The organism is Pseudoalteromonas sp. SANK 73390 (genome assembly GCF_054966645.1).
The window spans coordinates 54,169-68,272 of sequence record NZ_ARPN01000200.1 but is presented as its reverse complement, the minus strand read 5'-3'; the positions used below and the strand labels follow the sequence as shown (position 1 = coordinate 68,272).

Genomic DNA, 14,104 nt, shown 5'->3' with positions numbered 1-14,104 from the left:
AAGCAATTATTCTCCTTTATCAGCCACTTGTATTGGCATTCCTGGGAAGAATATTCTTGCCATACCTTCGGTTACTACACGTTGATTAGAATTGAGACCTTCGTTTATCACCCAGTAATTTTTACCATTTTGCTGAACCCATTCACCAACTTTAACCGGTGCGGGTAGAGCAATTAGCTGACCTTGTTCATTTTCGGTTGCAATATAAACAAATTTACCCGTTCCATTGTCTAGTACAGTTCTTTGCGGCAGTAAAACGACATTGTGACGAACAGCGCCAGTTAAACGCACACGCACAAATTGGCCTGGTCTTAATTGTGAATCGGGGTTTACAACTTTAGCCTGCAGTTCACTTGTTCCCGTGTAGCGATTAACCCTAACATCAGAGAAGTAAACTTTACCTGTTTGTGGGTAAATACTGCCATCTTGTAAAATAATTTGAACATCAAATTCATTATGCACAGGCAAGGTGAGGCTGCCATTTGTTACATCTTGGCGCATTTTTAGCTGTTCTCGCTCAGAAAACCCAAATCGTATTCGCATGTTGGCAGTGTCGGTAAGTTCAGCAAGAAGTAGTTCAGGCCCAGACACATAACTTCCTTCTGATACTAACTCTCGGCCAATAATGCCCGATACAGGCGCTTTTACATGAGCATATTCTAAATTAAGTTTTGCTTCATTGAGTGCCACCTTAGCTGACTCTAAATTAGCTAAAGAGATGTCATAATTTGAAGCTGCATTATCAAAGTCTCGTTTAGAAACTGAACGCTCGTTCGTTAACGTTTCAAAACGATCACGTTCACGTTTGTTTTGCTCAACTTGCGCTTTTGCAGCATTCAATAGCGCTTGTGCTTTATTGAGCTCTAGTTGGAAAGGGTTTAAATCCAAAGTGAATAATGATTGCCCGGCACTTACAATTTGCCCTTCTTCAAAATTTCTAGATTCAACAATACCAGATACCCGAGCTCTGATTTCAACCTCTTTATTACCGGCAAGGGTTGCAGGTAGTTCTATATGAATAGGCACATTTGTTTTACTTACTGCAATTACGCTCACTGTTGCTGGTGGCATTGAGTGAGTCTCAGATTGCGTGTGTTGCTCTTGGCAACCGGACAGTACTGTTAATGCACTAACTATTAACATAAGGAATATTACACGGTTGAAGAAGTGTGAATACATGTTTACTCCAATTCCATTTTTAGGGATTTAAATTTTTCGTATAAATACTTAAGGGCTTTAGTCGTATCGAGATATGGACTTATCTAACACGAATTGAGCTGACTAATGTATGCCTACCACCATTACAATATATACCAAAGTAAACTTAAATGGACGACTTTTACGCAGGTAGGCGTAAGTCTATACGTATTTAATAGAAAGGTAAACGACATCGTTTACCTTTCTATTTCAAGCTATAATCATTAAAATACGGTTAACAACTCAGGTGGTTTAAGTTTACTATGGCCGATTATTCAATAAAACAGTTAGATATTTTGCGTGCAGCAATTGCATTATTTGCACAGCACGGTGTGTCAGCTACGACGATGGAGCAAATAAGCAATAACGCAAACGTATCGAAGCGTACCCTTTATAAGCACTTTGCCAATAAAGAAGCACTTTTTGATGTTGTGGTAGAGCTACTTATCTCACGGGTCGAACCCTTAACGGCGATACAGTTTATTCCTAATTATGACTTTATCACCCAGCTTCGAAATCTAGCCACAAATGCTGTGACGATGCTCAGTGATGACGATTATTTGACTTTATCACGCATTGTTCTGATTGAATCAATGCGCTCGAAAGAACGTGCAGAAGTCCTCAACACACGCTTTATGACCTGTGAAAAAGCGTTATTACAGTGGTTTGAAGATGCAGAAAGTGCGCATTGTTTAGGTCAATTTAAAGCACATTTTGCCGCTGCATTTTTCTGGGGAGGGTTAAAAAAGCTGACATATTGGGAGCAAGCTATAAAATGGCAAGCACCCCTAGATGAAGAGGCACTTGATGATCTTATAGACCAAGCATGCTTATTATTTTGCTCTGGTATTACTCTACACCAATAAAACCACCCGTTTGGTGAGCCCATAGTTTTGCATAAATTCCGCCAGATGCCAGTAGTTCTTGGTGTGTACCGTGCTCAACAATTTCGCCTTTCTCCATGACAATGAGTTTATCCATTTGCGCGATTGTTGATAGCCGGTGAGCAATAGCAATCACGGTCTTTGCAGTCATCAGTGTATCGAGACTTTCTTGAATTACAGATTCAACCTCAGAATCAAGTGCTGATGTTGCTTCATCCAAAATAAGAATAGGGGCGTTTTTAAGTAAAACTCGTGCAATTGCTATACGCTGGCGTTGACCGCCAGAGAGTTTAATGCCTCGCTCACCCACTTGAGCATCAAATCCGTGATTACCTTTTGCATCCTCCAGCTGTTGGATGAATTCAAAAGCTTGCGCTTGCTTAGTTGCTGCTATTAGCTCTTGCTCTGTTGCGTTAGGGCGACCATATAAAATATTATCACGTACACTTCTATGTAGTAGTGAGGTGTCTTGCGTGACCATAGCAATATGTTGACGTAAACTTTCTTGTGTGACCGTTGAAATATCTTGTCCATCTATTGTAATTGTCCCGTTATCTAGGTCGTAAAACCTTAATAACAAGTTCACTAATGTTGATTTACCTGCGCCTGAGCGACCTACGACGCCGACTTTTTCCCCTGGTTTGATGGATAAACTTAGATTATTGATCACATTACTTTGTACATTCTTATCTAAACGTTTGTAGGCAAAATTTAGTCGGCTAAAATCTATTGCACCATTTTTAAACTCAAGCGGCTCAGCGTCAGGATAATCTTGTATATCAACGGGTTTAGATAGGGTGGTGATCCCATCCGTAACGGTGCCTATATTTTCAAATAAGCCACTTACTTCCCACATAATCCACTGCGACATACCATTTAGACGCAGTGCTAAACTAACGGTAATGGCGATAGCGCCAACGGTGATAGCGTTGAATGACCACAGATAAACAGAAAGTGCAGCGACTGAAAAAACTAATGAATAGTTCAGTATTTGAACGCATACATTTAACGATGTTGCCAAGCGCATTTGTTTATACACAGGTTGAATAAATACATCCATGCTATCTTTAGCATACTCTTCCTCTCTTTGCGTGTGAGAAAAAAGTTTTACAGTCGAAATATTCGCATAGCTATCTACGATACGTCCGGTCATTTCGGAGCGTGCATCAGCTTGTGCACTAGAAACCCTTTTTAGTTTTGGCACAAAATAAACCTGTACACAGATATATAAAACGAACCAAGTCAACATTGGCAGCATTAGCCGTAAATCTGCTTGCGCTACTAATGCTAACATTGCACCAAAATAGACAAAGACATAAACGAGTACATCAAGTAACTTCATCACACTTTCACGCACGGCCAGCGCTGTTTGCATAACTTTGGTTGCAATACGCCCGGCAAATTCATCTTGATAAAAGCTCATGCTTTGCTTGAGTAAATACCGGTGTGCTTGCCAGCGGATAGACATTGGGTAGTTACCTAGCAGGCTTTGGTGTAAGATCGCAGAGTGAAAAAACACTAAAATAGGTAATACAACTAATGTTATGACCGCCATCATAACAAGCTCTGAACGCTTTTGTTCAAAGAGAGCTTTTGGTGTGTAGGCTGATAACCAGTCAACTAAGTTACCCATAAAGCTAAACAAGGTAACTTCGAGTATTGCTAACATTGCAGCACTGATTGACATAAGCATTAATGGCCACTCCATTCCTTTGGTGTAAAAGCGGCAAAATGCAAACAGTGTGTTTGGCGGTTGAGATACAGGGGTATCAGGAAAGGCGTCAGTAAAGCGTTCAAAAATTTTGTACATATTATCTTCCTTAAAAAACTTATATGCGATTTATCTGTATATTTATACAGTTTAAAATAACAGTTATATGTGAAGGAATGCTAGGAATATTTAATCAAAGACGGAAAAGTAAAGATAAAAAAACCGGCTAAAGCCGGTTTAAATCAAAAAGGCAGATAATAACGGTTAATTAATTACCGTTATTATCTGCGTATGTTTTACACGCCGCCTTATCTTCACATTCACCATAAAGGTAAAGTGAATGATTGGTGAGCTTAATACCATTTTGTTTGGCTATTTCTTCTTGGCGAGTTTCAATAACATCGTCTTCAAACTCAACCACTTTGCCACATTTAAGACAAACAAGATGGTCGTGGTGAGTGCTACCAGAGAGTTCAAATACTGACTTTCCACCTTCGAAATGGTGACGGCTTACAATGCCCGCGTCATCAAACTGGTTTAAAACACGGTAAACGGTCGCTAGACCAATTTCTTCCCCTAAATCTAATAAGATTTTATAAACATCTTCAGCGCTAATATGCTGATTATCTGGAGATTGTAAAATCTCTAGAATTTTGATTCTAGGGAGGGTTACCTTTAAACCTGCTTTTTTTAGTTCTAAGTTGTGATCAGTCATTAAATCTGTCTCAATCTATTATGTGTATTTATCTTAGGCTATCTGCACGACACTGCTAGACCTAAGAATAACGTGCTCTGCAATTAAGTGCAAAGCATGCATGAATTTAATCTTCTAGCTCGGCAAGACACATCTCATCGTATACTTGCGCAGACCAGTCTTTAACGCGCTTTTCAGTAAGTTCAGGTTGCCTGTCTTCATCAATACCAAGGCCAACAAAATGATTGTCATCAATGAGCGCTTTAGATGCTTCAAATTGGTATCCATCAGTTGACCAATTACCAACAACGATAGCGCCGCGCTCTGTGACGATGTCATTGACCATACCCATAGCATCTAAGAAGTATTCTGCGTAGTCTTCTTGATCACCACAACCAAATATGGCTACCAACTTACCTTCAAAGTCAACTTCTTCTAATTCAGGAAAAAAATCATCCCAGTCACACTGCGCTTCACCGTAATACCATGTAGGAATGCCGAATAAGATCAAATCAAACTCTGCAATTTCTTCTTTACTACTTTTTGCAATGTCTTTGACGTCTACAAGCTGTTTACCTAGCTCTTTTTGTATCATCTTAGCAACGTGTTCAGTGTTGCCTGTGTCACTGCCAAAAAATATACCTACGCTTGCCATTTAATGCTTACCTTCTATCTGTTATTCGCTAATTTTTCTTGCAAGATTGTTTCAATTAACGCGCTGCGACTAATATTTTGCTCATCTGCCATGTCACTTAAAGCTTGATACAGCTCAGATGACACTTTAAATTCTACACGCTTTAAGCCTCTTGCACGATCGCGCTTAATCTGATTGCGCTTGTTTACCTTTAATTGCACTTCTCTAGGAAGCGGGTTTGTCTTAGGTCGACCAGGGCGCTTTTCATTATCAAATAAGTCAATTGTGGTCCTATCTGTCTCAGATTTTGCCATTTTTAACCAACACCTGCACCTTGCCAAAACACTTGAATTAATCCTTTAGCAATAAACCCTGAGCAGCCTAAAAACAATACTAACCAAACAGTATATCTGCCAAATTTGGGTACATTACCTTTTTTAAGAACGTCTTGAATTGCCATTCCTATAAAAAAGAAGATCCCTGCTAAAGCAAAATACAGCCCTAAGGTTTCAAATTCATTTATAAACTGACTGACCATGTACGCTCTACTAAAAAATCAAACGGCGCACACTATAACATAATCATTTGACATAAATTAAGTTCACAAAGCAAAAACAATACGATTATTGAAGAAAATCAATTATCGAACGATTTACTGATTGTGGCTTTTCAGCATGTAGCCAGTGTCCTGCTCCATGTATCACCTTTGCTTTGGCATTTATGAAGCACCGAGTTATTGCTTCTTTATGTTCAGGAACAATATAATCTGAGTTATTACCTTTAATGAATAGGGTATCACACAAACAGGAATGCGTTTCATTTATATTTGAGGTGATATTAGTATAATTTTTGGCGATTGTTGGCAAATTGAATCGCCAGTTAAATTTATTTTGTATATTTTTTTCAAGACTTTTTAGTAAGAACTGTCTTACCCCAGCTTCTTCAATATAGTTAGATAACAGCATGTCAGCATCACTTCTGTTATTAATTTGTGTGCTTTGTGCTACGGCATTTAAACCTTTGATTATTTCATCATGACGAGAATGATAGGTAACAGGGGCAATATCTAGCACCACTAGCTTGTTAACGCGCTGCTCTGCGAGCATAGCAATTTGCATAGCAACTTTGCCGCCCATTGAATGCCCTACAATATGCGGTTTTTCAATGCCTAAATGGTCCATAAGCGTGATAATATCTTGAGCCATACTAGGGTAGTCCATCGACTCATCGTGAAATGACTGCCCGTGATTTCTTAAATCGACATTGATAACACAAAAGTCTTCACCAAGTGCTTTGGTAATAATATTTAAGTTATCTAGTGAACCAAATAAACCATGCATAAGAATAACATGAGGGCCTGCGCCTGTTTTGGTGTAGTTAAGTAGCATGTTTTCTCCTAAGTCTATTTTTACAATTGTGCCAGTATTAGGCAAAAATGCAAAGCCGTAGAGTAATATGTGAAATCAGGATATAATCGGAAATAGATGCACAAAATTTCAGTAATGACAGGAAAAGCATGAAGAAAATAGAAATAGATGACGAGTTGTATCAATACATCGCTAGTAATACTCAAAGTATTGGCGAGAGTGCCTCACAAATATTGCGTCGTTTATTAAACCTCTCTGCTGACAGTAAACTCTCAGCCATTGTTATTGATGATGCAGCCCAAGATATAGAACAAGCAGAGCAAAGTGAGCAAGTAGCCGGGCCTGCTGAATCGCATGAAAATGTATTTAATATCCTAAATAAAGAAGAACTGGCGATGCAAAAAGGCGTAGTAGGTCGGTTTTTGTTTATCCTTTGTGCGTTACATCGTACTCATAAAAAGAATTTTAATAAAGTGCTTGATATTAAAGGGCGTGACAGAATTTATTTTGCAAAAAGTAAAGAAGCGTTACTTGAAAGTGGTAGTAGTATGAACCCAAAAAATATTCTAGACAGTGAATATTGGGTGATGACCAACTCAAATACAACTCGTAAGAAAATGATGCTTCATGAAGTCGCATTAAGCCTAGGCTACAATGAAGCGCAAGCCGAAACTATCCGAGACTACCTATAAGGAAATCTTATGGCAATCCATCCAGACGCTGGGAAACCGGTGACACAGTCGCAATTGGTTAATATCTCAAAGCTTGTCTCTGCTTATTATATTAATGAGCCAGACTTAGAGCTATTCCCAGAGCAATGCGTTGCATTTGGTACATCAGGTCACCGAGGGTGCTCTTATAATGTGAAGTTCAATGAATCACATATCTTGGCCATTACTCAGGCAATTTGTGACTATAGAAAAGCCAATGATATATTTGGCCCGCTATTTTTGGGCAAAGATACGCACGCACTATCAGAAGCTGCGTATAACTCTGCAATTGAAGTTCTGGTTGCTAATGAAGTACAAGTTATTACACAAGAGAATGATGATTACACGCCAACTCCCGTAATTAGCCATGCGATTGTTTGTCATAATAAAAACAATCCAAACGAGCTTGCAGATGGAATTGTGGTAACACCATCGCATAATCCTCCTGAAGATGGCGGATTTAAGTATAATCCACCAAATGGTGGCCCAGCAGATACTGATGTCACTAAATGGATTGAAGATCGCGCGAATAAGTTACTTCTAGAAGATTTGGTTGAAGTTGAGTTGTTTTCTTTTGCTAAAGCTAAACGTTCGGGGTTTATAAAATATCAAGATTTGATCACTCCTTATGTTGATGATTTAGAAAATATCGTTGATATGCGAGCCATTGCTAAAGCTGGCGTTAATATTGGTGTCGATCCTTTAGGGGGCTCTGGGATAAACTTTTGGCCTGTCATTGCGCAAAAGTATAACCTCAATTTAACCGTGGTGAATGATAAGATCGATGCACGCTTTGCATTTATGCCATTGGATAAAGATGGCAAAATCAGAATGGATTGTTCATCTCCTTATGCTATGGCAAATCTGATTGCTCTTAAAGATGATTATGACATTGGGATTGGCAACGATCCAGATTACGACCGCCATGGAATAGTAACCAAAGATGGGTTAATGAATCCAAACCATTTTTTAGCTGTCGCAATTGACTATTTGCTCAACCATAGAAATTGGCCACAGGATGTAAAAATTGGTAAAACTTTAGTGTCTTCAGCGATGATTGATAAAGTAGTTACTGCCAATAATCGTCAAGTATATGAAGTACCTGTTGGCTTTAAATGGTTTGTAAAAGGGCTTAATAAGCAATGGCTTGCCTTTGGCGGAGAAGAAAGTGCAGGTGCATCATTTTTACGCTTAGATGGTAGTGTTTGGAATACTGACAAAGATGGTTTTATCCTCGGATTATTAGCCGCAGAAATTTTAGCCGTCACAGGTAAAACACCATCACAGCGCTACAAAGAGTTAGAGCAACAATTTGGTGCGCCTTTATATAAGCGAATAGATGCACCAGCGGAACCTGAGCAAAAAGCACGTTTAAAGTCGCTAAGTGCGCAAGACGTTAAAGCTGATTTACTTGCAGGCGATAAAATTACGCAAATATTGACTAACGCCCTAGGTAATAATGAAGCCATAGGCGGCTTAAAAGTGGTAACCGAAAATGGTTGGTTTGCAGCTCGCCCCTCTGGTACAGAAGATATCTATAAAATTTATTTAGAATCGTTTAAAGGCGAAGCGCATTTGCAACAGCTTGAGCAAGAAGCTAAAGCACTTGTTGATTCAGTCATTAGCTGATTTAAACACATCTATTAAGCCATGCTATTGCATGGCTTTTTTATACCTTTGTATTGCTATCTATTATAGATAGCATCTTTGAAAAACTTAACTGGGTGACCGTATGTACCTTGAAGCACTAAAAACATCTGGGGATTTTTTAAGCCTCACTAGAAACAACGAATTTCACATACCAGCGCAGCAGTTTACTTTAAGTAATGGCACATTGGTTGAAGTGATTGATACCGGCGTTATTCAATTTACACCAGCCAATTATGGTAATAAAGACATTGTATTATCAAGTGCTGTACATGGTAATGAAACCGCACCTATTGAGATCTGTGATGAACTAATAACAGCTGTAATAAAAGAAGAACTACAACTTGCGCATCGTGTGTTGTTTATTTTCGGTAACCCTAAATCAATTAATATTGGTGAGCGGTTTGTGGAAGAAAATTTGAACCGCTTATTTAATGGCGCACACGCACAAGGCTCGGTAATGAATGAAGAGCGCAAACGTGCTGCCAATCTAGAGCAATACGTTAGAGAGTTTTTCACTTCAGTTGAGCAGGGCCGCTATCGCTGTCATTATGATTTACATACTGCTATTCGCGGTTCTAAAAATGAAAAGTTCGCAGTATATCCGTTCTTACATGGTATGCCGTGGAAGAAGTCGCAATTACAATTTTTACTCGCATGTGGTGTGAACACGGTATTGATGATGCGCTCTGCAGCAACAACATTTAGTTATTTTTCTTCGAGTCAATTTGCAGCAGACGCATTTACAATAGAGCTTGGACAAGTAAAGCCATTCGGTGAAAATGACATGAGTCGTTTTACTAAAACAAAGAACACATTAACTGCATTAATTAGCCAAACTAGCATTAGATATAAGAATTTTAATTCTAGCGATTTTGAGCTATTTCAGGTTCATAGAACCATTAATAGAACACAGCAAAACTTTAGTTTTGCCTTTTCTGATAGCGCTGAAAATTTTACGGGCTTCGCACAAGGTGAACTATTAGCCTCTGACGGTGATACTAAGTATTTAGCGGAAGTAGAAGGTGAGGCTATTATTTTCCCAAATGCTAAGGTGGCATTGGGTCAAAGGGCGCTATTAACGGTTATTCCTATGGAAGTCGATGAAAGGTTTGTTTAATTATCTGTTTTTAAAGTAATAACTCCTGCGTATCAAAATCTTTCCAAGCATAATTATGCAAATAGAGGGTTATTCATCTAGGATTAGTTGAATAACCCTTTACGTTAACGTAAAGTGTCACTAGTTTTTATTTAAGCAATTTGCATTCTCTAAACAGATAATTCTTACAATTTAACGCTGATCTATAATTAAAAAATTCATTGTGATTAGTGCTGTTTGGAACGAGTATACATACTCAAGCGTGCACGTGTTATGACAACAAGAGAAGGTAGGTTATGACTAACCCCAATAACATATCGTTAAATATCAGCCATGCGTTGAAGTTTATTGATAGCCATGCCCTAGATATTCCAACGTTAACCATTTTAGGTGACAACGGTGAAGTGCTAGATGGTGCGCAAGCACCAGATATTGATAAAGAAACAGCACAGCATTTATATTCAACCATGCGTTTTATTCGCCTGTTAGATGAGCGTATGCAAGCGGCGCAAAGACAAGGGCGTGTAAGTTTTTATATGCAATGCTTAGGTGAAGAGGCCGCTATTACAGCCAGCACCGCTGCATTAAAGCCCGAAGATATGATAATGGCGCAATACCGTGAACAAGCTGCTATTGCGTATCGAGGCTTTACGCTTGAGCAGTTCATGAACCAGTTATTCTCTAACGAAAAAGACTTAGGTAAAGGTCGCCAAATGCCAGTGCATTATGGGTCAAAAGACTTATTTTACTTAACTATTTCGTCACCTCTTGGTACGCAAATACCTCAAGCTACAGGTTATGCATACGGTCAAAAATTAAAACATATTGATAAAGAGACCGGTAAGCTTGATTCAGAAATTGATAATGTCACTATCTGTTATTTTGGTGAAGGTGCTGCGTCTGAAGGTGATTTTCATGCTGGCTTAAATATGGCCGCAGTCCATGAAGCACCGGTGATTTTCTTTGCTCGTAACAATGGCTACGCAATTTCAACCCCAGCAGATGAGCAGTTTAAAGGTGATGGTATTGCATCGCGTGGTGTGGGTTACGGTATCAAAACAATTCGTGTTGACGGTGCAGACGCTTTAGCTGTGTATGCCGCAACACAGGCAGCACGTGAAATAGCGGCTGAGAATGGGGAACCTATCCTTATTGAGTCAATTGCTTATCGCCTTGGTGCGCACTCAACGTCTGATGACCCATCTGGTTATCGTAGTAAAGAAGAAGAAGCTGCTTTTAAAGCAAGTTGCCCAATAGAGCGTTTTAGAAAGTGGCTATTAAAACAAGGTTGGCTAGATGAAGCTGAAGATGAAGCGGCAAAAGATAAAATACGCGAAGATATCTTAGCAGCGGTAAAAGTGGCAGAAAAAATACAAAAGCCTGCCCTTGAAGAGCTAGTCTCAGACGTTTACGACACGCCAATTCCATCACTTCAAAAGCAATATGAAGAATTGAAAGAGCATATTAAAAAGCACCCAGATGCTTATCCAGTGACCGCAGGGAGAATTAAATAATGGCTAAAATGAACATGCTACACGCCATTAACTCGGCGCTAGATATCACCATGAACGAACACCCTCAGGCGTGTATTTTTGGTGAAGATGTGGGTTATTTCGGAGGCGTTTTTCGTGCTACATCAGGCTTGCAAGAAAAGTATGGAAAACATCGTGTATTTAATACGCCACTGACAGAGCAAGGAATTTTAGGATTTGCAAATGGCTTAGCTGCATTTGGTGCACCCGCATTAGCAGAAATTCAGTTTGCAGATTATATCTTTCCCGCGTTTGATCAAATCGTCAACGAGTCAGCAAAATTTCGCTATCGTAGTGGTAATGAATTTGATGTAGGAAACCTTACCATACGAACACCTTATGGTGGTGGTATTGCTGGTGGGTTATACCACTCTCAATCTCCTGAAGCATATTTTGCGCATACACCCGGTTTAAAATTGGTTGTTCCACGAAACCCTTATCAAGCCAAAGGCTTGTTACGCGCATGTATTAAAGATGATAACCCAATTATCTTCTTTGAACCTAAGCGCTTGTATCGAGCATCTGTGGGAGAAGTACCTGAAGAAGACTACACAATTGAAATTGGCAAGGCTGAAGTCGTTAAAGAAGGCCGCGATGTCACATTACTTGCCTGGGGTGCTCAGATGGAAATCATCGAGCAAGCTGCCAGCAAGGCCGAAGAGGCTGGTATTAGCTGTGAAGTGATTGACTTGCGCAGTATTTTACCTTGGGATATGGAAACGATAGCAAAGTCAGTAATCAAAACAGGTCGTTTGATTGTCAGTCACGAAGCGCCGATCACAAATGGCTTTGGTGCTGAAATTGCCGCTACCATCCAACAAGAGTGTTTCTTGCATTTAGAGTCGCCAATTGCCCGAGTATGTGGATTGGATACACCGTACCCACTTGCTCTTGAGAAAGAATATGTGCCTGATGCACTGAAGGTATTCGCTGCTATTAAACAGTCAGTAGAGTTTTAAGGATTAGTCATGGCTAAAGAATTTATCTTACCCGACATTGGCGAAGGCATCGTAGAGTGTGAAATCGTAGAATGGTTAGTTGCTGTAGGGGATGAAGTAAAAGAAGATCAACCTATTTGTGACGTAATGACAGACAAAGCGTTAGTTCAGATACCAGCTGTTCATGATGGTGTGATCACGACTTTGCATTATGAAAAAGGCGAAATCGCCAAGGTACATCAGCCATTATTTGCGATGGATGTAGCAGGCTCAGTACCTGCTAATGACTCAAGTCAAGAGCAAGCAGCTGAACAACGCTCTACAGGTAGTGCATTATCGCAGCTAGATGATTTTATCTTACCAGATATTGGTGAAGGGATTGTTGAGTGTGAAATCGTCGAGTGGTTAGTTGCTGAGGGTGATGAAATCAAAGAAGACCAAGCTGTTTGTGATGTGATGACAGACAAAGCATTGGTGCAGATCCCAGCAAAATATGATGGTGTGGTTGAAAAGCTGTACTATCAGAAGGGCGATATCGCACAAGTACACAGTCCATTATTTCAGATGCGTTTAGCTGGCATGAGTGATGCACCAGCAGAGGCGAAAGTAGAAGTAAAAGCTGCGGCTCAAACCGTTAAAGCGGAACAAAACCAAGCGCCTAAAACGCAGCTACCGGCAAATGGCAAAGCCATTGCGTCACCAGCTGTTCGTCGTATGGCACGCGAACAAGATGTCGATATTAACCAAGTGCCAGGTACAGGTAAAAATGGCCGCGTGTTTAAAGAAGATATCACTCGCTTTGTTGAAGGTGGTGCTGTTCAGGCAACCACCAGTCAAAGTGCAGGTAAAATACTAGCTACAACATCGTCAAATATTGTAAGCTCAGGTACGACTCGAGTAGAGCCAATTCGTGGTATGAAAGCTGCGATGGCTAAACAGATGGTAGCCTCGGTTTCAACTATCCCGCATTTCACTTTCAGTGATGAAATAGATTTAACTGAAATCATTGCACTACGTAAAGCGCTAAAAGAGCAGTACGCAAAAGAAGGTATAAAGCTGACGATGATGCCGTTCTTTATCAAAGCGCTATCTTTGGCAATGAAAGAATACCCGGTTGTTAATTCCAAAGTAAATGATGACTGCACAGAGCTTACTTACTTCGATGATCATAATGTTGGTATGGCAGTTGATTCAAAGTTAGGGTTACTGGTGCCAAATATTAAAGGCTGCCAGAACAAATCGATTGTTGCTGTTGCGCAAGAAGTGATGCGATTGACTGATGCAGCTAGAGAAGGGCGTGTATCACCAGATGATTTAAAAGGTGGCACTATCTCTATCTCTAATATTGGCGCGATTGGTGGTACTACTGCAACTCCGATTATTAATAAGCCTGAGGTCGCTATAGTCGCACTTGGCAAACTCCAGCATTTACCTCGTTTTGATGATAAAGGTAACGTAGTATCTCGAGCAATAATGCAAGTAAGTTGGTCTGGTGATCACCGAGTAATAGATGGTGGCACAATTGCAAGATTTAATAACTTGTGGAAAGCTTACCTTGAAAACCCAGCTAAAATGATGATGGCCATGATTTAGCAGCATAGGCTGATAAAACCGCAATCATTTAATTAACGTCACCCGTTTTAGAACGCGTGGCGTTTTTACACCTTTAGGGCGTGTTGTTCTTTACTGCA

At 39.9% G+C, this 14,104-nt stretch carries 14 protein-coding genes; 7 read left to right on the top strand and 7 right to left on the bottom strand.

Going from position 1 to position 14,104, the window contains the following annotated elements:
• Positions 1 to 6: 6 nt before the first annotated feature.
• On the bottom strand, positions 7 to 1,179 hold the full coding sequence (locus tag SANK73390_RS21990) for an efflux RND transporter periplasmic adaptor subunit (RefSeq protein WP_462768424.1): 1,173 nt from the start codon (positions 1,177 to 1,179) through the stop codon (positions 7 to 9).
• Between the two features lie 281 nt (positions 1,180 to 1,460).
• Here SANK73390_RS21990 and SANK73390_RS21985 point away from each other — a divergent pair, with 281 nt between their 5' ends.
• Positions 1,461 to 2,063: a TetR/AcrR family transcriptional regulator gene (locus SANK73390_RS21985; protein WP_462768423.1), complete on the top strand. Its 603-nt coding sequence runs from the start codon at positions 1,461 to 1,463 to the stop codon at positions 2,061 to 2,063.
• On the opposite strand, the gene SANK73390_RS21980 is transcribed toward SANK73390_RS21985, so the two are convergent.
• The 6 genes from SANK73390_RS21980 to SANK73390_RS21955 all read right to left on the bottom strand — a co-directional run bounded on the left by SANK73390_RS21980 (position 2,047) and on the right by SANK73390_RS21955 (position 6,508).
• Positions 2,047 to 3,891 (bottom strand): ABC transporter ATP-binding protein, encoded by a 1,845-nt coding sequence (locus SANK73390_RS21980; RefSeq protein WP_462768422.1) that lies wholly within the window; start codon positions 3,889 to 3,891, stop codon positions 2,047 to 2,049. The genes SANK73390_RS21985 and SANK73390_RS21980 overlap by 17 nt on opposite strands.
• A 169-nt stretch (positions 3,892 to 4,060) precedes the next feature.
• Positions 4,061 to 4,507, bottom strand: coding sequence for a ferric iron uptake transcriptional regulator (gene fur / locus SANK73390_RS21975; RefSeq protein WP_462768421.1), 447 nt, complete (start codon positions 4,505 to 4,507; stop codon positions 4,061 to 4,063).
• Positions 4,508 to 4,613: 106 nt separating this feature from the next.
• Positions 4,614 to 5,141, bottom strand: coding sequence for a flavodoxin FldA (fldA, locus tag SANK73390_RS21970; protein WP_462768420.1), 528 nt, complete (start codon positions 5,139 to 5,141; stop codon positions 4,614 to 4,616).
• A 14-nt stretch (positions 5,142 to 5,155) separates the two neighbouring features.
• The gene (gene ybfE, locus SANK73390_RS21965) at positions 5,156 to 5,434 is read right to left on the bottom strand and encodes a LexA regulated protein (RefSeq protein WP_070985549.1); all 279 of its coding nucleotides are present in this window, start codon (positions 5,432 to 5,434) and stop codon (positions 5,156 to 5,158) included.
• Positions 5,435 to 5,436: 2 nt separating this feature from the next.
• Positions 5,437 to 5,658 carry a DUF2788 domain-containing protein gene (locus SANK73390_RS21960; protein WP_261593519.1) on the bottom strand — a complete coding sequence of 74 codons (222 nt, stop codon included), beginning with the start codon at positions 5,656 to 5,658 and terminating at the stop codon, positions 5,437 to 5,439.
• Positions 5,659 to 5,743: 85 nt separating this feature from the next.
• Complete coding sequence (locus tag SANK73390_RS21955) at positions 5,744 to 6,508, bottom strand: alpha/beta fold hydrolase (protein ID WP_462768419.1); 765 nt, start codon at positions 6,506 to 6,508, stop codon at positions 5,744 to 5,746.
• Positions 6,509 to 6,636: 128 nt separating this feature from the next.
• On the opposite strand from SANK73390_RS21955, the gene seqA reads away from it, so the two are divergent.
• The 6 genes from seqA (at position 6,637) to SANK73390_RS21925 (ending at position 14,006) form a co-directional block, all read left to right on the top strand.
• Positions 6,637 to 7,179 (top strand): replication initiation negative regulator SeqA, encoded by a 543-nt coding sequence (gene seqA, locus SANK73390_RS21950; protein WP_462768418.1) that lies wholly within the window; start codon positions 6,637 to 6,639, stop codon positions 7,177 to 7,179.
• 9 nt (positions 7,180 to 7,188) lie between these two features.
• Positions 7,189 to 8,826 (top strand): phosphoglucomutase (alpha-D-glucose-1,6-bisphosphate-dependent), encoded by a 1,638-nt coding sequence (gene pgm, locus SANK73390_RS21945; RefSeq protein WP_462768417.1) that lies wholly within the window; start codon positions 7,189 to 7,191, stop codon positions 8,824 to 8,826.
• A 103-nt stretch (positions 8,827 to 8,929) separates the two neighbouring features.
• Positions 8,930 to 9,964: a succinylglutamate desuccinylase gene (gene astE, locus SANK73390_RS21940; RefSeq protein WP_462768416.1), complete on the top strand. Its 1,035-nt coding sequence runs from the start codon at positions 8,930 to 8,932 to the stop codon at positions 9,962 to 9,964.
• Between the two features lie 275 nt (positions 9,965 to 10,239).
• Positions 10,240 to 11,457, top strand: coding sequence for a thiamine pyrophosphate-dependent dehydrogenase E1 component subunit alpha (locus SANK73390_RS21935; RefSeq protein ID WP_462768415.1), 1,218 nt, complete (start codon positions 10,240 to 10,242; stop codon positions 11,455 to 11,457).
• On the top strand, positions 11,457 to 12,434 hold the full coding sequence (locus tag SANK73390_RS21930) for an alpha-ketoacid dehydrogenase subunit beta (protein WP_462768414.1): 978 nt from the start codon (positions 11,457 to 11,459) through the stop codon (positions 12,432 to 12,434). Before SANK73390_RS21935 ends, SANK73390_RS21930 begins: the two co-directional genes overlap by 1 nt.
• Before the next feature lie 9 nt (positions 12,435 to 12,443).
• Complete coding sequence (locus SANK73390_RS21925) at positions 12,444 to 14,006, top strand: dihydrolipoyllysine-residue acetyltransferase (RefSeq protein WP_462768413.1); 1,563 nt, start codon at positions 12,444 to 12,446, stop codon at positions 14,004 to 14,006.
• Positions 14,007 to 14,104 lie beyond the last annotated feature (98 nt).

Bases quoted from the DNA above. Each gene is read 5' to 3' on its own strand.
- SANK73390_RS21990 (WP_462768424.1), bottom strand. From the start codon at position 1,179: ATGTATTCACACTTCTTCAACCGTGTAATATTCCTTATGTTAATAGTT.
- SANK73390_RS21985 (WP_462768423.1), top strand. From the start codon at position 1,461: ATGGCCGATTATTCAATAAAACAGTTAGATATTTTGCGTGCAGCAATT.
- SANK73390_RS21980 (WP_462768422.1), bottom strand. From the start codon at position 3,891: ATGTACAAAATTTTTGAACGCTTTACTGACGCCTTTCCTGATACCCCT.
- fur (WP_462768421.1), bottom strand. From the start codon at position 4,507: ATGACTGATCACAACTTAGAACTAAAAAAAGCAGGTTTAAAGGTAACC.
- fldA (WP_462768420.1), bottom strand. From the start codon at position 5,141: ATGGCAAGCGTAGGTATATTTTTTGGCAGTGACACAGGCAACACTGAA.
- ybfE (WP_070985549.1), bottom strand. From the start codon at position 5,434: ATGGCAAAATCTGAGACAGATAGGACCACAATTGACTTATTTGATAAT.
- SANK73390_RS21960 (WP_261593519.1), bottom strand. From the start codon at position 5,658: ATGGTCAGTCAGTTTATAAATGAATTTGAAACCTTAGGGCTGTATTTT.
- SANK73390_RS21955 (WP_462768419.1), bottom strand. From the start codon at position 6,508: ATGCTACTTAACTACACCAAAACAGGCGCAGGCCCTCATGTTATTCTT.
- seqA (WP_462768418.1), top strand. From the start codon at position 6,637: ATGAAGAAAATAGAAATAGATGACGAGTTGTATCAATACATCGCTAGT.
- pgm (WP_462768417.1), top strand. From the start codon at position 7,189: ATGGCAATCCATCCAGACGCTGGGAAACCGGTGACACAGTCGCAATTG.
- astE (WP_462768416.1), top strand. From the start codon at position 8,930: ATGTACCTTGAAGCACTAAAAACATCTGGGGATTTTTTAAGCCTCACT.
- SANK73390_RS21935 (WP_462768415.1), top strand. From the start codon at position 10,240: ATGACTAACCCCAATAACATATCGTTAAATATCAGCCATGCGTTGAAG.
- SANK73390_RS21930 (WP_462768414.1), top strand. From the start codon at position 11,457: ATGGCTAAAATGAACATGCTACACGCCATTAACTCGGCGCTAGATATC.
- SANK73390_RS21925 (WP_462768413.1), top strand. From the start codon at position 12,444: ATGGCTAAAGAATTTATCTTACCCGACATTGGCGAAGGCATCGTAGAG.